We start from the raw sequence: 21183 nt of genomic DNA on the forward strand, positions 1-21183 counted from the left end.
CGCTGGCATAACGCCATGGGTACGGCGTTGGACTCTCCCACCAGGGGAGGGTCCACCATGTTGTCGTGCAAGACGAACTTCTCACCATCGGACATCTCGCACCTCTCTCGTCGGACCGGTAGAGGCACCGCACGAAGAACTGGTGACCCGACCGATCCCCCTGTCCAGGAGCGCATGGCATGACCACGGTGATAGACATCGATGCCCGCGATATGCAGCACTGCGAGACGACAGCCCTAGGGGTGCTGCTGAGGCATCAAGGACTCGACCTGTCCGAGCCCATGCTCTTCGGCCTCGGCTCCGCTCTGTCCTTCCTCTACTGGGACAGCAAGAACATAGGCTTTCCCTTCCTCGGGGGCCGGGTCAAGCCTTTCGACCTCACCAGAAACCTGGCCACAGGACTCGGGCTGGAGCTCCTGGTCCAGGAGACCAACTCGCCCCGCAGAGCCTGGGAGAACGTAGTGGCCCCCCTCGATGCCGGTCACCCCGTCGGGCTGCAGCTCGACAGCTACTACCTGGACTACTTCAGTTCGAAGGTGCACTTCGGTGGTCATGTCGTAGCCATGTACGGCTACGACGACCACGACGCCTACCTGGCGGACACCGAGCAGCAAGGCCGAGGGGCCTCCACCAGCCTGACCAGCCTCGCCCACGCCAGGGCCGCGCGCCCGATGACCGCCAGGCATCGGTCCTTCACCCTCACCGTTCCGAGGAACCTGTCCCGCACGCAGGGCCGGATCATTCCGGCCATCACCGCCTGCGCCGACGCCTTCCTCAACCCACCTATCGCCAATCTCGGCTACCGAGGCATCGAGATGGCCGGCATGCAGGTACACACCTGGCTCCAGCGCACTGACAACCCGCGGCGGGATCTGACACAGGCCGCCCTCTTGATGGAGAAGGGCGGCACCGGAGGCGCTCTGTTCCGCAACCTCTACCGCGACTTCCTCTCCGAATGCACCGAGCTACTCGACTGCAGCCACCTGCGCACCGGCCACAGGGCGTACATCGAGGCAGCCATCCTGTGGACAGAAGCCGCAGCACTGATCACGAAAGCCGGCGAATCGGGCGACACGCAGTACCTCCTGCAGGCAGGCACTCTCTTCTGCGATCTTTCACGCATCGAGCGCGCGGCCATGCAGTCGCTGAGCTGCCTGGGAAGTGAGACCACACAGTGATGCGGCCCCACCGACTTGCTCTGCGAAGTGCGTCTGTTACCTACACGGCGCGGGCGAAAGACCATCGATCCCGAAACGGTCCGAATCACACCGAAATAGCAGATCTACTTGCCGAAGGGCGACATTGTTGTCCCGCGACGGCGTGACTTGCCCCCACTGATTCGGTCCGGCTGGCGACAAGGTGGCGATCAGCCACACCTTGGGTCCCTGGTGTCGAGCGCCGCTCCAGACGATGGTTCACATATGAGTGGAAGGAAATCGACCACCGAGGCATGGCGGGAGAAGTTCCGGGCCCGCGGCCGGACTAGGTTCATCTCGGCTTACGGAGTACTGCTCGCCGGACTGAGCACGGCTGCCGTAGTCATCGTTATTCCCCGCCTTGCGTATGCGATGTCCGGCATGGATGTCTCGACCATGCTGATCTGGCTGGCAATTCCGGTCTTCATCGTCGCCGTTGCGGCGGAGTTCGTGTACCTCGAGCGGCACGGCAAACCGTACGACTACCGCGACTCAGCTACCTCCATCGCCGCCGGCCTGGGGTACCAACTCCTCGATATTCCATGGGCGCTGGCGGAGCTCGCAATCTTCGCGTCTGTTTCTTCGCTGGTGCCGTGGCACCTCGAGGGTTGGGTTGCGTGGGCCGTCGCGATTATCGGGGTCGACTTTGCCTACTACTGGTTTCACCGCGCTCACCACGAAATCCGGGTGTTTTGGTCGGTCCACGTCGTGCACCACTCGAGCGAGAGCTTCAACCTCACCACGGCACTGCGTACGCCTTGGCTGGTTGTCACGTCCCTGCCGTTCCTTGTACCACTGGCACTGTCGGGAATCGATGGCAAGATCATCGCCGCCTCCTACGCGATCAACCTGCTGTACCAGTTCGGCATCCATACCGAGGTCATCGACAAACTTTGGGCGCCTATCGAATTCGTGTTCAACACGCCGAGCCATCACCGCGTGCACCACGGCTCCAACACTGAATACCTCGACCGCAACTACGGTGGCGTGCTCATCATCTGGGACCGCATCTTCGGCTCCTTCGAGCCGGAGGGTGAGCGGGCGATCTACGGCCTCACCAAGAACGTCAACACCTACAACATCGCAAAGATCAACGCCCGCGAGATAGTCGCGATCTGGCAGGACGTCAAGAACACGGCGAAATTCTCGGACAAGCTCGGCTTCCTGTTCCGGGGTCCCGGTTGGCAGCCACAGCCGACCCCAGCGACGAGCTCAGCCGGCGGGCTCGGCGCGTCGCCCCGCCTCGAGCTGCTGAAACGCACCTAGAGCAGGCGCTACTTATTCTTCGATGGCGCGACTACCGCTAGACGTTGAAACGGAACTCGACGACGTCCCCATCGACCATGGTGTAGTCCTTGCCCTCCATCCGAACCTTGCCCGCTGCCTTCGCCGCCGCCATGGAGCCGTGCTCGACGAGATCGGCGAAGGAGACCACCTCGGCTTTGATGAAGCCGCGTTCGAAGTCGGTGTGGATGACGCCTGCGGCCTTGGGGGCGGTGTCGCCCTGGTGGATTGTCCAGGCGCGGGCCTCTTTCGGGCCTGCGGTGAGGTAGGTCTGCAGGCCGAGGGTGTGAAAGCCGGCGCGGGCGAGGGCGTGCAGACCGGGTTCGGTCTGGCCGATGGACTCGAGGAGTTCGATGGCGGATTCGTCGTCGAGCTCGAGCAGTTCGGATTCGACCTTCGCGTCGAGGAACACCGCATCGGCCGGCGCCACGGTGGCTTTCAGCTCCGCGATCTTCGCCTCGTCGGTGAGCACCGACTCGTCGGCGTTGAAGACGTAGAGGAACGGCTTGGTGGTGAGCAGCGAAAGCTCTTTCAGCAGTTCGTTGTCCAGCTTCGCGCGGGCCGAGAAGAGGGTCGCGCCGGTGTCGAGGACTTCCTGGGCGGCCTTGGCGGCGTCGAGAACCGGCTTGCGGTCCTTCTTGACCTTGGCTTCCTTCTCCAACCGCGGGATCGCCTTCTCCAGCGTCTGCATGTCGGCGATGATCAGCTCGGTCTCGATCACCTCGATGTCGGCGGTCGGGTCGACCCGTCCGTCGACGTGGATGACGTCGTCGTCGGCGAACACCCTGACCACCTGGCAGATGGCGTCGGCCTCACGAATGTTGGCGAGGAACTTGTTGCCGAGGCCCGCACCCTCGGAGGCGCCCTTCACGATGCCCGCGATGTCGACGAACGACACCACAGCTGGCACGATGCGCTCGGAACCGAAGATCTCGGCGAGCTTGTTCAACCGTGGGTCCGGCAGTGGCACCACCCCGACGTTCGGCTCGATGGTCGCGAACGGGTAGTTCGCCGCAAGCACGTCGTTCTTGGTCAACGCGTTGAACAGCGTCGACTTTCCGACGTTGGGCAGGCCGACGATTCCGAGGGTGAGACTCACGAGGAGCAGAGTCTACGCGGCGGTCCGGGTCACTGTTCCCGCACCGTCGCCGAATGGCTGCCACACGCCCTGCGCCGCCACGACTGGGAGGGGGTGGCGACGCAGGCTTCGGGCACCGTCAAGGAATCAGGACCACCTTGCCGAGGTTGGCGCGGTCTTCGACGACGGCGTGCGCGGCGGCGGCGTCGGCCAGAGCGAACTCCGCATGGACGGCGGGGCGCAGCTGGCCAGAGGCGAAGTACTGCCAGAGTTCCTGCCGCCAGTGCTCATACAGATCCGGGGAGTTCCTTGCGATCAGCGCGAGCTGGAAGCCGGTGACCGATTTGGCTCCGACGAGCAGGTCGTAGGCCTGGATCGTGCCGCCGCCAGAGCTGTAGGCGACCAGCCGCCCACCCGGTGCGAGGGCTGCGACGGCGGAGGTGAGCAGTTCGCCGCCGACCGCGTCGAGCACGTAGTCGACGGGGTCGCCCCACGACTCCTGCCCGTATTCGACCACCTGGTCCGCGCCGAGGTCACGCGCGAAATCCGCCTTGGCGAGATCGGAGACCGCAGCAACCACTCGCGCCGCGCCGCGCACCCGTGCCAGCTGAACAGCAAGGTGCCCTACGCCGCTCGCGGCGGCCGTGACCAGCGCAGCCTCCCCGTCCTTCGGGTTCGCGGCGTCGAGCGCACCCAAGGCGACCAGTCCGCTGCGCACCAGCGCGACAGCGTCTACGGCGGAGGCGCCGTCGGGAATGGGCGATGCCATCGCGACCGACAACAGCGCGTACTCGGCATAACCGTGGCCGAAAACCAAGCCGGTCACGCGGTAGCCGGGCGCGTATCCGGTGACACCCTCGCCGACCGCGACCACCTCGCCCGCGATCTCGCCACCCAACGCGATCGGCTCCCGCGGCTCGCGCACCTTGCGGACCACCGGCAGGGTCACCCCGATCGCGTCGACCCGAACCAGAAGTTCACCCGGGCCCGGTGTCGGCACCTCGACCGACACGACCTCGAGTACCTCCGGACCACCGCTGCGCTCGTATTGAACCCGCCGCATCACACCTCCAAAATGCTTAGAAGCGGTAACGGTAACCGCACAACAGCGTGTTTCCGCAGTGCCTCGACGCCCCGAGTGCTCCATCTCACCATCGCTCGGCATCGACTGAGAGGCGGGTTCGGGCCCGCGCCGCGCCGTCGAGTGGGGCATGCGGACGAGTGCGATGCGGTTCACGCTGACGATCTATAGTCCGGCCGCCAACCTCCGAGATGGGGTGGACAACGACCGCTCGAAGGGCAGCCACGCGGTCGGTGGCCCGACGACAGCTGCCCAGCTATGAATGCCAATCGCCCAGCCGGCAGTTCCCCCTCGGTTGCCGAGCCGTGGTGCTGCCGTGGGCTCAGCCGGGTGGTCAGTGGGCCGACTCAACTGCCGTGCGTGCAGCCGGACGTCGGCCGCAGTAGATCAGCGGCGAGACTCTGCGCCCGTGTCCGGCCCGAGGGCACGGGTGAGCGTCCGCGCGAGATTCCGTGCGAGCTCATCCGGCGCGGATGTGGCATCGGGTCCCCCTTCGTAGAAACGCAGGAAGGCCTGATGGAAGCAGGCACCGTCGAGGAGGGCCGCGACGGTGTCGACGTCGGCGGCCGAATCGACCCGACCGAGTTCTTGCTCGGCGCGCAGATAGCCGGCGATGCCCGCGATCGCCCGACCCGGACCTGCACCATGGCGATTCATCGAATCGCGATGTGCCGCCATCCGTTTCGGCTGCGCCAAGAGGCCACCGAGTAGTGGCAGCGATTGCTGATAGAAGCTCAGTGCGCCGCGCGCCATCACGGCGAGATTGTCTTCCACCGTGGCCGCACCCGGCTGCGGGCCCGCGTCGATCGAACCCGGCATGCGATGCCGCAGGACATTGAGGATGAGGTCTTCTTTGTCGCTGAAGTGCTTGTAGAGCGCGGCTTCCGAATACCCCGCGGCCTTGGCGATCTCCTTGGTAGTCGCGAAGGCCACCCCACGGTTACGCATGATCTCGGCCGCGGCGTCGAGGATCTGATCGCGCGTTCCCATCGTGCCTCCCGGTTGACAAGTTAGTAAGTACTCACCCATTCTAAGTTAGTAAGTACTCACCAACCAGAAGGACTCGTTATGCGACTCACGATTTTCGGAGCAACCGGACGCACCGGCGGTCACCTCGTGCACCAAGCTCTGGCTGCAGGGCACCAGGTGACCGCGGTAGTCCGAGGTGAGCACTCCATCCAGGACCATCCGCAGCTCCGGGTCGTACCGGCCGACGTCATGGACCCCGGATCGCTCACCGAAGCGATCCGAGACGCGGACGCTGTGCTCGACACCATCGGATCCAGAGACAAGGGACCGACGACTGTCGCCACCGACACCGCCCTGTCCATCACCAAGGCCATGAAATCGGTCGACGTCCACCGCATCGTCCTGGTCAGCAACAGCGCCAGAATCTCAGGGGCGGGTGACGACTGGTTCACCCGCTTCGTGGTCAAGCCGCTCATCTTGAATCCGCTGCTGCGCCATAGCCTCGACGACATGGCCGCAGCCGAACAAACCGTGCGTGACACCGCGCTGGACTGGACGATCATCCGGGCACCCCAGCTCACCGACAAGCCGGCGAAGGGCTCCTACCGAACCGCGATCGAGCGCAATGTGACCTTCGGAATCAGAATCGCCAGGGCCGATCTCGCCACATGCATGCTCGACGTGGCGGCCGACCGGCAGACAATCCGCGCGCACATCAGCGTCGCGAGCTGAGCGACCACCCACGGAGCCGCTCGATGGGCATGGATGACCCGGTGGCTCGCCGCCCGAGCAGCACCCCGACGGCCCTGTGCACCCGCACCGGAGCCCATCGGGATGGCCGATGAAGCCGTGGCAGGCACTGTTTCGCGTTGCACGCCGACCAGCCGTCGACGGGTTGTGGGAACCAGCGACGGGCGTAGCGTGACGTTCATGGAGCCGACCACCGAAGTGGTGACGGCACGACCGGCACCCGCGCTCGCGGCCTTCATCGACCGCTACGTCGGCTACCGCATGTCCGGGTTCGCACCCGGACTGCATCGCGGACTGCCGTCGCGGCACATGACGTTCATCGTCGCCATCGGGCACACCATCGACGTTGTCGCGCACACTGACCCGCGACAGACACCCGACAATTACGGCTGCGTGCTCAGCGGTTTGCAGGCAAGCAGTGCGACCATCGCCCACGACGGTTTTCAAGAGGGTGTGTCGATCGCCTTGACTCCGCTGGGCTCTCGCGCCCTGTTCGGCATGCCGGCAGGTGAGCTCTGGAACATCTCGCTGGAATGCGCGGACGTGATCGGCCCGACCGGGCGCCAACTGTGGGAGCAACTCCAAACACTGTCCGCCTGGCCGGATCGATTCACCGCCTGCGATCGCATACTGGCCGATCTGGCCTGCCATGACCGGGTGGTGTCGCCCGAATTAGCTTGGGCCTGGCGGACTTTGGTAGAAACCGGCGGCACCGCGCCCATCGCTGCGCTGGCTGAGAAGATCGGCTGGAGTCGGCAACACCTGGCCCGCCGTTTCGGCGCGGAATTCGGCCTCGGCCCGAAACTGGCCGCGCGGATCGCCCGATTCGAACGCGCGCGGCACATGATCGAACGCACCCCATCCTTCGTGAGCTTTGCCCAGGTCGCGGCCACCTGTGGCTACTACGACCAGGCCCACCTGAACCGTGACTTCGCGGACCTGGCCGGCTGCAGTCCGACCACCTGGCTGGCCGAGGAGATTCCATCCGTCCAAGACGACACGGGGTTCGCCGGATGAAGCTGGAGACATGACGAATCCCACGACGGCAACCAGCACCACACGCACTGCCACCGCGATCTGGCCCTGCCTGATCTTCCGCGACGCTCGCGCCATGTCCGCGTTCCTCGTCGAGGCCTTCGGCTTCGAGGAAACCGGTGTCTATGCCCGCGAGGACGACCCGACGATCGTCGAACACGGCGAGCTGCGGTGGCCACTCGGCGGCGGCATCATGTTCGGCTCCCACAGCCGCGACGACACCGTGTTCGGACAACGCTCCCCCGGCAACGACTCCACCTACGTCGTCTGCGACAACCCCGACGACCTCTTCGCACGCGCCACCGCCGCAGGTGCCGAGGTGGTGCGCGGCCTGCGCGATGAGGACTACGGCTCCCGCGGCTTCACCGTCCGCGACCCCGAAGGCAATATCTGGAGCTTCGGCACCTATCGGGGCGAGTAGACCGACGACGAGCGCGGCTGCGCCAGTAGGCCGACGACGAGCGCGGCCGGGTTCACCCATGAACGCCCGGCCACGTGCGCATCCTGCAGGCAGTGCAGCTCGGGAGCCGAGCAATGGCCGATAGGCCGAGGACAGCGCGACCGAGGGAGAACTCAGCGGCCGCCGATTCCCGACTGCGCGATGCCGCTGACGAAGGACTTCTGCGCGATCGCATAGATCACCAGCAGCGGCGCGAGCAGGACCATGGCGGCGGCCATCAGGATCGGCCATTGCGTGTGGTACTGACCTTGTAATCGCACCAAACCCAAAGTGGCGGTCGCGATCTCGTTGCGTTGGATCATCACCAGCGGCCAGAGGAAGTCGTTCCAGACGCCGATCCAGGTGAGGACGGCCAGCACCATGAGGGCGGGGCGGGTGTGCGGGAGCAGGACGCGCCAGAAGACCTGCCAGGTGGTGCAGCCGTCGACGATGGCCGCTTCCTCGAGCTCCGCAGGCAGGGTGCGGAAGAATTGGCGCATCAAGTAGGTGCCGAACGCGCTGCCGAACAGGCCGGGCACGATCATCGCCCACGGGGTGTCCACCCAGCCGAACGCGCGCATGATCAGAAACTGCGGGATCACCGTGACGGTCAGCGGCACCATGAGGGTGCCGAGATAGGCGAGAAACAAGGCATCCCGACCGCGAAATCGCAGGCGGGCGAACGCATAGCCGGCCAGCGCGCAGAAGAAGACCTGTCCCCCGGTGACGCACAGCGCGTACACGGTGGTGTTGAGCAACATCCGGCCCAGCGGCAGCAGATCGAAGATCTCGCGATAGTTCGACCATTGTGGTTGCGCGGGCAGCAGTGTCGGCTCGGTGATCTCGCCGTCACGCTTCAGTGAGCCCGACAGCGCCCACAGGATCGGGGCGAGCGCGCACCAGGCGACACCTACCAGAGCAACATAGATGAGGGTGCCCCGCAGCGTACGTCGAGCGATTGCCCGCCGAACCCGACTGTCTCGGACAATGACCTCGGTGGTCGGCGCGCCGGCGGGCGCTTGCGACGGCTGCGCCGCCATTTCAGCTCTGTGCTCGATCGTTGGTGACCGACGAACAACGCGGTAGGCGTTCACAATTCGACCTCCTCGCGCCGACCCAACCGCAATTGCACCAAGGTCACCACCAGCAGAATCGCGAAGATCACCCAGGCCAGCGCCGCCGCGTATCCGACCTCATAGAAGCTGAATGCGTTCTGGAACAGCATGATTCCGAGCAGATAGGTGCCCGTCTCCGGCCCGCCGTTGCCGCCGGTGAGCGCATACGCCTGGTCGAAGGCCTGCACCGAGTTGATGATCGTGATGACGAAGACGAACGACAGTGGTCCGCGAATCAGCGGCACCGTGATCGACCAGAACCGCCGCAGCGCACCGGCCCCGTCGATCTTCGCCGCCTCGTACAGCGTCTCCGGCACACCCTGCATGGCGGCCAGCAGGATCACCGTCGCGAAAGGCACGCTCTTCCATACGGTCACAATGCTCAGCGACACCAGCGCCCAGTCCGGATCGACCAACCACGGCACGGGATCGATGCCGACCCAGCCGAGCATGATATTGAGCAGCCCGTCGTCGCTGGTGAAAATGAATCGCCACACCACAGCCATGGCCACGGTGGATGCCACCAGTGGCAGAAACGCGATGGTCCGAAAGATGCCGATACCCGCCAACTTTCGGTTGAGCACTGCGGCGACACCCAACCCGATCACCACGGTCGGCACCAACGTCAGCACCGTGAAAATCGCGGTGTTGCGCAACGCGATGAGAAACAGCGGATCCGCCCCGAACAAACGCCGATAGTTCGCCACCCCCACGAATCGGGGCGCACTGAACAAATCCCACGCGTGAAAACTCAGATACAGCGAAAACCCCAACGGAAAAAGCAAGAACAACCCCACCGCCGCCAGATTCGGTGCCACGAACAACCATCCTGCCCGCTCTCGCTGCCGGGCCAGCCGCCCACGTTCGGCGCGTGACACCGGGTGACGGGCTCTGGGCGACGGGTGCCGCAGCCGGGTGCCGTTCGACAGGCGATCGCGCAGCGTGGTCATGTGGTGGGCTCCAGGAGGGCGTCGATATCGGTGGTGAAGTCGCCGTTGAGGGAAGCCGCGGTGGCGGCACCGCGCAGGACTCGGTTGCCGCCGCGCTCGAGGAGGGCCGAAACCTTGCCCCAGGCGGGGGTGACCGGAAGTGGGCGCGAGGCGGCCGGGCCGCCGGTGAGGACTTCCAGGTTGCGAATTTCGCGGTGCGCGTCGGCGAAACCGCGCGAACCCATGGCCGATTTCAGGACGGGAACGAACAGGCCAGAGGCGGCAATGATGGCCTGGCCCACCGGGCCGGTCGCGAATTTGACAAATTCCCAGGCTTGTTCGATGCGCGGGCTGTCCGCCGCGATGGACAGCCCGGTGCATCCCACATCGGTGATCGCGCCGGGACCACCGTGTGGACCGACCGGCAGCACCGTGAGATCGACGTCGAGGTCTTTCTTGCCGACGAATTCGGAGTACAGCCAGTGCCCACCCATCATCATCCCGGCCTTGCCGCGCCGGAACAGGTCCGGCGCCGACACCGATTGCTGGTCGGCGACTCGCGGCGCAACGTGATGCCGCACCGCGAGATCGGCGTAGAACTGAAATCCCTCGGCGAACCGGGGATCGCCGAGATTGGTTCTGGTCGGCCCGACCGACGGCGTGAACCACTCCACACCGTTGTTCATGCCGAAGCAGGCCGCCGAGAAATACGGCACCCACGCGTCGGTGAAGCCCCATTGTCGTGTTCGACCCGAGGACTCACGATGGGTGAGAGCCTTTGTCGCATGCAGGAATTCAGTAAAATTCCACGCCTCGGACCAGCGAGCGGGCGGGGTAAGTCCCGCCTCGGCAAACAGCTGCCGGTTGTAATAGAGGAACACCCCGGACCACTGCTCGGGCAGCGCGTATTGCCCACCGGAATAGGTGAATGTGTCATACAGCGTCGGGAATCCGTCACCGCGTAGCGCGGCGGCGTGCTCGGTGTCGCGCTGGAGCAAGGGGTTCAGGTCCAGGAGCACGCCGCGCTCGGCGAGACCGGCGTAGAGCAGTTCCCAGGCCATGATGATGTCGGGGCATTTGCCGCCCGCACAATAGGTGAGCATCTGCTGCAGCGCATCGGGCCCCGACACAATGGTGCGAATCTTGATGTCCGGGTGGGTTTTCTGGAATTCCTGAATGATCCGCTGCCGGACCCGCGCCTCCTGCGGCCGGGCACCGAAGAAGAAGGTCAAGGCGTCGTCGGCGGCGCCGCACCCGGTGGCGAGCAGCGGCGCGGCCAGTGCCGAACTCAGCAGAGTGCGCCGGCGTAGCTGCCGAACCGGCAGGGTGGGTTGCGGTGAATCCAGCCGAGGTGGACGCATGGCGCTCGAGACTAACCATGGCCCATTCGGACGCAGCGCATCGCGAACCGCCAGAAGTGGGGATACCGGGTGGGATACAGGTCAGCCCTCCTCGGGGCGGATGTAGCGCATCACGAACCGCATGGCAGCATACGTCCGGCAACACCGAGGTGATGGCCGACACACGAACAATATTTAACGTCGGCCGAAGGAGTCGGGAAACGCGCCCACACGCCGTCACCGATCGGATACGTTGTCACGTGTTTCAGCAAGATCCTGCGCGTTTTACAGGAGAGTAGGGCGGATGGCGACAATCGAATATTTACGGACCGATCCCGAATTGCCGCCCGTCGGCGTTGTCGATCGGTCGCCGATAACCCCGGCCAAGAAGGCGGTGTTCGCCGTCATCGCGGTTCTCGGCGCGGTCGCGTGGGCCGTGGTCGCCATCGCACGAGGCGAGAACGTCAACGCCGTGTGGATTGTGATCGCGGCGGTCTGTAGCTACGTGATCGCTTTCCAGTTCTACGCCAGACTCATCGAATACAAGATCACCAAGCCACGCGACGACGTGGCAACGCCCGCTGAAGAGCTGGAAAACGGCAAGGACTACATGCCGATGGACCGGCGGGTGCTCTTCGGGCACCACTTCGCCGCCATCGCGGGGGCTGGTCCGCTGGTCGGTCCGGTGCTCGCCGCCCAAATGGGCTACCTTCCGGGCACGATCTGGATCATCGTCGGCGTCGTTTTCGCGGGTGCGGTGCAGGACTACCTGGTGCTGTGGGCCTCGTCGAAACGCCGCGGCCGCTCGCTGGGGCAGATGGCCCGCGACGAACTCGGCCCGATCGGCGGCGTAGCGGCGATCGTCGCGGTGCTGGTGATCATGATGATCCTGCTCGCGGTGCTCGGCATCGTCGTCGTGCAGGCACTCGCCGCGGTCAAGGGCGCGGACGGCCAACTGCACGGTGGCAGCCCCTGGGGCGTGTTCTCGATCGGCATGACCATCCCGATCGCCCTTTTCATGGGCGTCTACCTGCGGTATGTGCGACCTGGCCGGGTCGGTGAGGTGTCCATCGTCGGGTTCGCGCTGTTGCTGCTCGCCATAATTTCCGGTCGCTGGGTCTCCGAGTCCGGTTGGGGCCGTGACCTGTTCACCCTGTCCGGCACCACCATCGCGTGGATGCTGATCCTCTATGGTTTCGTCGCCTCGGTGCTGCCGGTGTGGCTGCTGCTCGCACCCCGCGATTACCTGTCGACCTTCATGAAGATCGGCACCATCGGCCTACTCGCCATCGGCATCGTGATCACCATGCCCGTGCTGAAGGCCCCCGCCGTGTCGGAATTCGCGCACACCGGCAATGGTCCGTCCTTCGCGGGCAGCCTGTTCCCGTTCCTGTTCATCACCATCGCGTGTGGTGCGCTGTCGGGATTCCACGCCCTTGTCTCCTCCGGCACCACGCCCAAGCTGCTGGAAAAGCAGTCGCACGCGCGGATGATCGGCTACGGCGGCATGCTGATGGAGTCGTTCGTCGCGGTCATGGCGATCATCACCGCCAGCATCATCGACCAGCACCTGTACTTTGCGATGAACGCGGGCGCCGGGCTCACCGGCGGAACCGCCGAGAAGGCGGCCGCCTACACCAATTCGCTCGGACTCAGCGGTGACCCGATCACCGGCGCGGAACTCACCAGGGCCGCGACCGAGGTCGGCGAGACCAGCATCGTCTCGCGCACCGGTGGCGCGCCGACGCTGGCGGTGGGCATGTCCCAAGTGATGTCGCAGTTCCTCGGCGGCTCCGGCATGAAGGCGTTCTGGTACCACTTCGCGATCATGTTCGAGGCGCTGTTCATCCTCACCACGATCGACGCGGGCACCCGTGTCGCGCGCTTCATGCTCTCGGACTCCCTCGGCAATCTCGGCGGCCCCGCGAGGAAGTTCAAGGATCCGTCGTGGCGGCCCGGCGCGTGGATCTGCTCGGCCGTCGTGGTCGCCGCATGGGGCTCGGTGCTGCTGATGGGCGTCACCGATCCACTGGGCGGCATCTACACGCTGTATCCGCTGTTCGGCATTTCCAATCAGCTGCTCGCGGCGATCGCGCTGACCGTCGTGCTGACCATTCTGATCAAGAAGGGACTGGTCAAGTGGGCCTGGATCCCGGCGCTGCCGCTGATCTGGGATCTGACGGTGACCATGACCGCGTCCTGGCAGAAGATCTTCTCGGCCGATCCGAAGCTGGGATACTGGAAGCAGCACAGTAACTACAGCACGGCCCGCGATGCCGGAAAGCTGTTGGCGCCTGCCAAGAATGTCGACGACATGGACAAGATCGTGCGCAACACGTTCATCCAGGGCAGTTTGTCGATCATCTTCGCGGTGCTCGTGCTGATCGTCGCGGTGGTCGGCGTCGTGGTCTGCGTGCGCGCGTGGCGTGCCGGTGGCGGCCCGAGCAGCGAATCACCAGAGGAGCCATCGAAGATCTTCGCGCCACGAGGATTCATCGCCACTCCCGCGGAGAAGGAAGTACAGAAGGAATGGGACGCCCTGATCGAATCGGGGCAGGTCCGCGCGCCGGGCGCCGCACACGCCCGAGGGCATTGACCGCATCCGACGCCCCGCGCACCGGCCGGTCCCCGCGACCGGCCGGTGCGCGGCTGCGCGCGGCCGCAACCGCTTGCGGCACGACGGTGCGCGCGCTGGGCTGGTGGATCAACTCGGTGCTCGGCGGTCAGGACTACCAGCGGTATGTCGCGCACCTGCGTCGAACCCATCCCGGCTGCGAAATCCCCACCGAACGCGAGTACTGGCGTACCCGCCACGCCGACGCCGATCGCAACCCCAGCAACCGCTGCTGCTGAGCCCCCTAGGGGGTAGTGGCGGATTTCCGCTAGCGCACAACCAGGGTTGCTGCCATTGTGGTTGGGGTGACGATCACGGCATTGGATTTCGAGCGCTGCTATCGAGCGGTATCCACCAAGGACCCCCGATTCGACGGCCAGTTCTTCACGGCCGTGCGCACCACCGGAATCTATTGCCGCCCTTCGTGTCCGGCGATCACGCCGAAGCCGACCAATGTGACCTTCCTGCCGACAGCCGCCGCGGCACAGCAGGCCGGGTATCGCGCATGCCGCCGCTGCCTACCCGATGCCGCGCCGGGATCGCCACTCTGGAACACCCGCGCGGACCTGGCCGCCCGAGCGATGCGGCTCATCGGTGACGGCGCCATCGAACGCGGTGGAGTGCCCGCACTCGCCGCGACGCTCGGCTACTCGCAACGCCAGCTCACCCGAGTGCTCACCACCGAGCTCGGCGCCGGGCCGCTGGCCTTGGCGCGGGCGCACCGCGCACACACGGCCCGGCTGCTGATCCAGACCACGAGCATGCCGATGTCCGACATAGCCTTTGCCGCCGGATTCGCCAGTATCCGTCAGTTCAACGACACCGTGCGCGAAGTGTTCGCCGTCAGCCCGACCACCATGCGCACCGAGGCCCAGCGGGTGACCCGTTCCGGGAACGGTCAGGTGATCCCGCCGACGAATGGATCGCTGACACTGCGGCTGCCTTACCGAGAGCCGCTGGATCGGGCGTGGCTGGAGTGGTTCCTGTCGTCCCATCTGGCCCCCGGGATGGAGCTGTGGGAGGACCGCGCCTACACGAGAAGCCTGCGCACGCCGCATGGGCACGCCACGATCCGGCTGAGCTTCCAACGCGACCACGTGCGCGCCGAACTGGCGCTGCACGATATGCGCGACCTGGCCCCGACCGTCGCGCGAGTACGTCACCTACTGGATCTGGACGCCGACCCGGTCGGCATCGATGAAGTGCTCGGCGCCATTCCGGCCGCCGCGCCGTCGGAGCAGAGCCGGGTGACGCGGGGGGATTATGAAACGGTGGCCTCGCGACGAGCGGCAGCGCACCGCCGCGACGCTGCGGAGTTCACACCGGACGGCGCCGACCTGCCCGACGTGGGGACCGCACCCGCACAGCACCCGTTCAATGTCGGTGTGGCCAAACCCACCACCGGTCACCGTCAGCCTGCCTTCACACCGGGAATCCGGGTCCCCGGGTGCCTGGATGGACCGGAGTTGTTGCTGCGCACCATGATCGGGCAGCAGATCTCGGTATCCGCGGCCGCCACCCACACCGCGCGGCTGGTCGAAGCGCTCGGCGAGCAGGTGGACGGACCGGTGCCGTTGCTCTTTCCGACTCCCGCCGCGATCGCCGAACGCGGCGCGGAGGTGCTGACCGGTCCCGCGCGGCGGATCCGCTCGATCGTCGGCGTCGCCGAGGCACTCGCCGCGGGCGAGCTCGTGCTGCACCAAGGCCGCACCACAACGGATTTGCGCCGTGAACTCATGGGTCTCGACGGTATCGGCCCATGGACCGCCGACTACGTCACCATGCGCCTGCTCGCAGACCCGGACATCCTGCTCGACACCGACCTGGTGGTACGGCAGGGCGCGGGCCTGCTCGGCCTCGACCTCACCGACACCACCCACTGGGCACCGTGGCGGTCGTATCTGTCCATGCACCTGTGGAAGACGGCGCTGGCGGGCCGCGGCGCCAAAGCGGCGGCCAAGTCGACAACCCGTTCGAAGCCACGCACCAACTCCTGATCACCCTGAATTTCGAAAGCGAGTGCCGAATCGTGACCGCTACGATCGCTATTCACCAGGAAACTGTCCGAACAGCAACCACCACAGCTGATTTCGCAGTCACCGATACGCCGATCGGCCCATTCACAGCACTGGTGGGCGCCGACGGGGCGGTGTTGGCCTCCGGCTGGACCGCCGACGCCGAGAACCTGCGCGGGCTGATCCACCCGAGTCTGCGGCCCGCGCAGCTACGCCACCGTGATTCACTCGGCGAGGTGACCCGAGCGATCACCACCTATCACGACGGCGACCTGACGGCGATCGACGACATCCCCGTCCGCCAGCAATCCGGCGAATTCCTCTTGCATGCCTGGGAAGTACTGCGGACCGTCCCCGCCGGGAGCCCGATCACCTACACCGACTACGCCGTGATCTCCGGCCGCCCCAACGCCACCCGCGCGGCCGCCAACGCCTGCGCCCGCAACGCCGCCGCTCTCTTCGTTCCCTGCCATCGCATCTTCCGCATCGGCGGCGCGCTCGGCGGCTTCCGGTGGGGACTGGACGTGAAGCGCTGGCTGCTCGACCACGAAAGCCCCACGCATCAGCTGGGATCGATCAGTGTGCGGACCGAACCGAATTCCTGACAGCCGAACCCTGTGCCCGACATGGACGCGCCTACGCTTCCTGCGCCACCTCGGAGAAACATCACGGCTGCGAACCAGGCGGCTATAGCCGACACCCGCGCTCGTCGCCCAGGGAAATCAGGCGACAGTAGTTTCGAGGCGGGAGCCTGCGCGGCCACGTAGGACGTGCAGGCGGCTCGGGATGCGTTGGCGCATTTCGTCGACATGACTGACAACGCCGACTACGCGGCCGCCATCACGGAGTTCGTCCAATACGCCCATGACAGCGTCGAGCGTATCGGCGTCGAGGCCACCGAACCCTTCATCGATGAAGAGGGTATCCAGGACGAGGCCGCCCGACTCGGCGGCGACGGTATCGGCGAGGCCGAGCGCCAATGACAGTGAGGCCATGAATGTTTCGCCGCCGGAGAGAGTTTTCGCGGGGCGAACAGCGCCGGTGTAGTCGTCACGGATGTCGAGCCCGAGACCCCCGCGCCTGCCACGTGGGCCCGCCTTGTCGGAGTGGACGAATTCGTAGCGGCCGCCGGACATTCGGCGCAGCCGCACCGATCCGGCCACCGCAACCTCCTCTAGTCGAGCGGCGAGCACATAGGAGCGCAAGGACATTCGACGGTTGTTCTCGCCTCTGCCTGCGACCACTTCTGCCAGCGCGGCGAGCTCTTCGTGGGCGCGCTGCACGGGAGCGATGCGCTCCACCGCAGCCCACAGCTGACCACCGAGCCGCTCCAGCTGACTCACCCGACGCGACGCCTCCGCGTGCGCGGCGACAGCGGCGTTCAGTTCGGCCTGTGCGGTGGTCACCAACGCCTCCAGCTCCGCGAGATCGTCGGGTTCGGAAATGGCCGCCGTTTGGATATCCGGCTCCGCGAGAACGGCTTGCGCGTGGGCGTGAGCCCTGTCTGCGGCTACCAACTCTGCTTCGATCTCGGCTTGCCGCTGCGCTGTGCGCACAGCCGCCGTCACCACCCGCGCGTAGGCGGTCAGCATGGCCACGTCGTCACGCCGCGCGGCGGCCGGTTCGGATCCCGTACCGAACGCACGCGCATCGATCGATTCGCTGTCGACAGCCGAAGTGTCGCTGTCGACGACGTCGATCCCCGGCGTCGGATTCGGCTGATCTCCGGCCGCTGCGAAACCCGCTGCTATTGCGAGGCTTTCGACGCGGTCGGCGATCGATGTCACCTGCTCCGCGGCAGTCGCGGCATTATTGCGCGCGTCGCGCAGCGCGATGGCGTCGGCGATCAGAGTGTGCAGGCGGGTGCGGCGGCGATCGATCGTCTCGTCGGCACCGGCGGCGGCACGCAGCCGCGTGGTGAGTTCGGCGAGCCGGGTGGTCGTGGCCGTGATGCCCGCGGCAACCGCGCTCCGGCGCGTGTCGCAGCGGCGAAGTTCCTCGTGCAGGCGGAGTTCGTCGGCCCGTAGGCGGGACAACTCGGCGGTGAGGCCCTCGGACCTGACCGCGAGTTCGGCGGCGTCCTCGTAGCGATCGGTGGCGGTGCGCAATGTGGCGGCCAGTTCGACTCGGTCGGCGTCGCCGCCGCGCGCGATCAACGACTCGATGTCACGTTCCAGTGTGGTGATGCGCGACAGCACGCGGTCGCGGGTGTCCTCGGCGGCGCGTTCCGCTGCGGCCGCGGCATCCTCGGCGTCCCTGGATACGGCGCTGGAAGCCGGGCGCGCGGGCGCGGGATGCTCGGCGGAGCCGCACACCGCGCACGGCCGCCCCTCCGACAACTGTCCGGCGAGTTCGGCGGCCATCCCGGCCAGCCTGCGCTCACGCAGATCCAGCACCTGTTCCTTGGCGTCGTTGTGCGCGGTGCGGGCCGACTCGAATTCGATCCGTGCACGGTCGAGAGCGGTTCTACGTCCGGCGATTTCGACCGCGGCAGCTGCCGCGATCTGCAGGCGTTCGCATTCGGCGGACAGCCCGGGCAACGACGCCGCGGCCTCGGTGGCCTCGCGCAGCCTGCCCTCGGTGGTGACGATCGATCCGGGGAGCGCTCCGCGCAACCGGGTCAGCTCGCCGACCCTGGCGGTCAGCGTGGCAGCCTCGTCGTGCAGGCCGGACAGTTCAGCGGTCAGCGTGGTGGCGACGGCCGCGTCGGCGCCTACCTCGTCGAGCGCACCGATCTGACCGCTCCACCGCCGCACGGCCGCATCGACATCGGCGTCTACGCCAACGATCGGCGACGCGTCGGCGCCCGCCTCGACGGCGATCAGGTCGATCCCAGCGATATCGGCAGCCGCTGGTTCCCCGAGCAGACCGGCCAGTCGCACCGCGATGCGCTGCGATTCGTCGTCCTTGCGGCGCGCATGGATGACGGCGGCACGAGCCTCGGCGATCGCCTCGTCGACCGGCGCTGCGCGACGCGCGGATTCGAGTTCGGCGTGCAGATCGGTCCGGTGAGCGGCACCGCTGGTGTACTCGTCGAGCTGTTGCCGGGCGACTGCCATCCGGCGGCGCAACTCGTGCACCCGGCGCTGTTCCTCGGCGCGTGTCCGCACCCGCGCCGACTCTTGTTGCCTACCTTCGACTTCCGTTGCAGCAGCTGCCAGTTCGGCACGAGCGGTGGCCAGCAGGTCCTGCGACCACGACACCGCCTCCAGCACCTCGACGGATTCGGCGCGCCCGAGTCCGACCGCACCTCGAATCTCGGCGATCAGTTGATTGATCCCGTCCTTGCTCGCCTCCACCTCGGCGGCCGACGCTCGGCGCTTGTCGGCCAGCCACTGCTCGGCCGTGCCGAATCGTTCGGTGTCGAAAAGCTTTTCGAGCAACTTCTCGCGATCCTCGTTGTCCGACCGGAGGAATCGCGCGAAATCACCCTGCGGCAGCAACACCACCTGGAAGAACTGTTCGGCGCTCATACCGAGCAACCGGACGATCTCCTCGCCGATATCCGGTATGCGAGAGAGATTCTGCCCCTTCCCGTCCAGCCATTCCAACGTCGCTTTGGCCTGTTCGGTGCGGACCCCAGTGCCACGCACCTTGGGCCGCTCGAACTCGGCGGTGCGCGTCAGTCGCACTCGCCGACCGCCGAGCGTCGCCTCCAGAACCACGCGCGGCGGCGTCTGCTCCGGCGCATGATCGGAATGCAACCGCTTTCCCTCACCACGGGCACCGGGCACCTTGTTGTACAGCGCGAACGCGATCGCGTCCAGCACGGTGGTCTTGCCCGCACCGGTCTGGCCGTGCAGCAGGAACAACCCGTCCGCGCCGAGCGCGTCGAAGTCCACGACCGTCGTTTCGGCGAACGGGCCGAACGCGGTCATCTCGAGGCAGTGCAGTCTCACGCGACGGCTCCGACGCCGGCCAGCGGGGACAGCGGTATCGCGGAGCGGAGCCGGTGGTCACCGCAGGCCCGCAACCTCGAGTCCGTCCACGTGGGTTCCCCAGCACCCGAGGTCGATCCGGCCGCGTCCGACACGCGAGGTGGTAGTCCCGATCGCACTCGACCGTCGCGGGCGTCCGCGCTCACGCGGACAACCCCTGGGTCGGGCCGCTCGCCGCCGATACCGCGTCCGGTTCGGTGACCGCCGCCGCGAGAGCTCGTTCCAGCCACTGCATTTCGCTCGCGGTGGGCACACCGCGGACGTCGGCGAGGAAGCTCCGCGCTACGTCGGTGTCGCGTCGGCCGTGCACTCGTTCACGGTAGCGCAGCTCCGGATTGCCTTCCGGACGTGACCATTCCACGTGCACGGCATGCGGGAAGCGTTCGCGGAGCTTGCGCATGGCGTCGACGGGCCGCGCGTGGTCGGTCAGGGTCGCCGAGACGTAATGCTCCTCGGCCGCGGTGTGCACCGGGTCGGCGAGCAGCTCGTCGAGGGTACCGGCGAGCCTGCTGAGCCCGCGCACCGGCGGCAGGTCGTGGCGGCACACCGATTGCAGCCCTTCGGCATCCAGATCGATGATCCAGACGGCTTTGCGGTGGGAGTTCTCGGCGAACGAATACGGCAGCGGCGAACCCGAGTAACGGACCGACTCCGAGAGGGTCTGTGGCGAATGCAGGTGACCGAGGGCGACGTAGTCGATCCCGTCGAATGCCGACATCGGCACCGTCTCCACCCCGCCGACCGAGATGGATCGCTCCGAACCGGTCGCTTCCCCACCGACGACGAAGGCGTGCGCGAGCACCACCGTGCGCGTTCCCGGCCGCGCGGCGAAATCGGCACGTATCCGGCCCATAGCCGCGTCCAGGATCTCCGCATGCGAACGCGCCTGCGGCACACCGAGTTCGGCACGGGTGATCTCCGGCTCCAAGTACGGGATCCCGTAGAAGGCAACCTCGCCGTGTCCGTCGGCCAGCAATACCGGCTGGTCGGCATCGGCTACGGTGGTGCGCAGATACAGGCCGCCCGCGGCCGCGAAACTTGCTCCGGCCCCGAGGCGGGCGGGCGAATCATGATTGCCCGCGGTCGCGACGATCCGCGCTCCGGCCGCGCGGATGGCCTCGAAACCTCTATTGCACACGGCGATCGCATCAGAGCTCGGGATGGACCTGTCGTACACGTCGCCCGGCACCACCACGACGTCCACCGACTCCGCCGCCACCAGGTCCGCGATGGCAGCCAGCGACCGGGCTTGGTCGGCGAGGAGATCGACACCATGGAACGTGCGGCCGATGTGCCAGTCCGAGGTGTGCAGCATCCGCATGCCGCGAAACCGTAGGCGAAGCTACCGACAGACTCCAATTTTGATGTTTTTTTGGCAGCGCCTTCGGCGCTGCGTGTTC

The 21183-nt window shown here is 66.4% G+C and carries 17 protein-coding genes; 9 read left to right on the forward strand and 8 right to left on the reverse strand.

What is annotated here, in order from left to right; genetic code table 11:
* Positions 1-179 precede the first annotated feature (179 nt).
* A complete protein-coding gene (locus AB0M74_RS26410; RefSeq protein ID WP_366528981.1) occupies positions 180-1178 on the forward strand; it encodes a BtrH N-terminal domain-containing protein in 999 nt (332 codons plus the stop codon).
* A gap of 243 nt (positions 1179-1421) precedes the next feature.
* Positions 1422-2462, forward strand: coding sequence for a sterol desaturase family protein (locus AB0M74_RS26415; RefSeq protein ID WP_366528982.1), 1041 nt, complete (start codon positions 1422-1424; stop codon positions 2460-2462).
* 37 nt (positions 2463-2499) lie between these two features.
* On the opposite strand, the gene ychF is transcribed toward AB0M74_RS26415, so the two are convergent.
* From ychF to AB0M74_RS26430, 3 genes are all read right to left on the reverse strand, one after another.
* On the reverse strand, positions 2500-3579 hold the full coding sequence (gene ychF, locus AB0M74_RS26420) for a redox-regulated ATPase YchF (RefSeq protein WP_366528983.1): 1080 nt from the start codon (positions 3577-3579) through the stop codon (positions 2500-2502).
* A gap of 118 nt (positions 3580-3697) precedes the next feature.
* Entirely contained in the window at positions 3698-4621 is a 924-nt protein-coding gene (locus tag AB0M74_RS26425; RefSeq protein WP_366528984.1) for a zinc-binding dehydrogenase, read from the reverse strand.
* Positions 4622-5026: 405 nt separating this feature from the next.
* Positions 5027-5629 carry a TetR/AcrR family transcriptional regulator gene (locus tag AB0M74_RS26430; RefSeq protein WP_366528985.1) on the reverse strand — a complete coding sequence of 201 codons (603 nt, stop codon included), beginning with the start codon at positions 5627-5629 and terminating at the stop codon, positions 5027-5029.
* A 78-nt stretch (positions 5630-5707) separates the two neighbouring features.
* On the opposite strand from AB0M74_RS26430, the gene AB0M74_RS26435 reads away from it, so the two are divergent.
* The 3 genes from AB0M74_RS26435 (at position 5708) to AB0M74_RS26445 (ending at position 7814) form a co-directional block, all read left to right on the forward strand.
* Entirely contained in the window at positions 5708-6340 is a 633-nt protein-coding gene (locus AB0M74_RS26435; protein WP_366528986.1) for an NAD(P)H-binding protein, read from the forward strand.
* 198 nt (positions 6341-6538) lie between these two features.
* Complete coding sequence (locus AB0M74_RS26440; RefSeq protein ID WP_366528987.1) at positions 6539-7375, forward strand: helix-turn-helix domain-containing protein; 837 nt, start codon at positions 6539-6541, stop codon at positions 7373-7375.
* A 10-nt stretch (positions 7376-7385) separates the two neighbouring features.
* Complete coding sequence (locus tag AB0M74_RS26445; RefSeq protein WP_366528988.1) at positions 7386-7814, forward strand: VOC family protein; 429 nt, start codon at positions 7386-7388, stop codon at positions 7812-7814.
* A 152-nt stretch (positions 7815-7966) separates the two neighbouring features.
* Here the strand turns inward: AB0M74_RS26445 and AB0M74_RS26450 are convergent, their stop codons facing one another.
* Genes AB0M74_RS26450 through AB0M74_RS26460 form a run of 3 tightly spaced genes read right to left on the reverse strand, consistent with a single transcriptional unit; the run spans position 7967 to position 11237 of the window.
* A complete protein-coding gene (locus tag AB0M74_RS26450) occupies positions 7967-8872 on the reverse strand; it encodes a carbohydrate ABC transporter permease (protein WP_366528989.1) in 906 nt (301 codons plus the stop codon).
* 50 nt (positions 8873-8922) lie between these two features.
* Complete coding sequence (locus AB0M74_RS26455) at positions 8923-9897, reverse strand: sugar ABC transporter permease (protein ID WP_366528990.1); 975 nt, start codon at positions 9895-9897, stop codon at positions 8923-8925.
* The gene (locus AB0M74_RS26460; RefSeq protein ID WP_366528991.1) at positions 9894-11237 is read right to left on the reverse strand and encodes a sugar ABC transporter substrate-binding protein; all 1344 of its coding nucleotides are present in this window, start codon (positions 11235-11237) and stop codon (positions 9894-9896) included. The genes AB0M74_RS26455 and AB0M74_RS26460 overlap by 4 nt, the downstream gene beginning before the upstream one ends.
* A 283-nt stretch (positions 11238-11520) precedes the next feature.
* Here AB0M74_RS26460 and AB0M74_RS26465 point away from each other — a divergent pair, with 283 nt between their 5' ends.
* The 4 genes from AB0M74_RS26465 (at position 11521) to AB0M74_RS26480 (ending at position 16450) form a co-directional block, all read left to right on the forward strand.
* Entirely contained in the window at positions 11521-13812 is a 2292-nt protein-coding gene (locus tag AB0M74_RS26465) for a carbon starvation CstA family protein (RefSeq protein ID WP_366528992.1), read from the forward strand.
* Between the two features lie 86 nt (positions 13813-13898).
* Positions 13899-14069: a YbdD/YjiX family protein gene (locus tag AB0M74_RS26470; protein ID WP_366529026.1), complete on the forward strand. Its 171-nt coding sequence runs from the start codon at positions 13899-13901 to the stop codon at positions 14067-14069.
* A 57-nt stretch (positions 14070-14126) separates the two neighbouring features.
* A complete protein-coding gene (locus tag AB0M74_RS26475) occupies positions 14127-15827 on the forward strand; it encodes an Ada metal-binding domain-containing protein (RefSeq protein ID WP_366528993.1) in 1701 nt (566 codons plus the stop codon).
* A 50-nt stretch (positions 15828-15877) separates the two neighbouring features.
* Positions 15878-16450 carry a methylated-DNA--[protein]-cysteine S-methyltransferase gene (locus AB0M74_RS26480; protein ID WP_366529027.1) on the forward strand — a complete coding sequence of 191 codons (573 nt, stop codon included), beginning with the start codon at positions 15878-15880 and terminating at the stop codon, positions 16448-16450.
* Positions 16451-16567: 117 nt separating this feature from the next.
* Here the strand turns inward: AB0M74_RS26480 and AB0M74_RS26485 are convergent, their stop codons facing one another.
* On the reverse strand, positions 16568-19744 hold the full coding sequence (locus AB0M74_RS26485; protein ID WP_366528994.1) for an AAA family ATPase: 3177 nt from the start codon (positions 19742-19744) through the stop codon (positions 16568-16570).
* 181 nt (positions 19745-19925) lie between these two features.
* Positions 19926-21104 (reverse strand): exonuclease SbcCD subunit D, encoded by a 1179-nt coding sequence (locus AB0M74_RS26490; protein ID WP_366528995.1) that lies wholly within the window; start codon positions 21102-21104, stop codon positions 19926-19928.
* Positions 21105-21183 lie beyond the last annotated feature (79 nt).

The organism is Nocardia sp. NPDC051463 (assembly GCF_040681975.1).
Lineage (GTDB): Bacteria > Actinomycetota > Actinomycetes > Mycobacteriales > Mycobacteriaceae > Nocardia.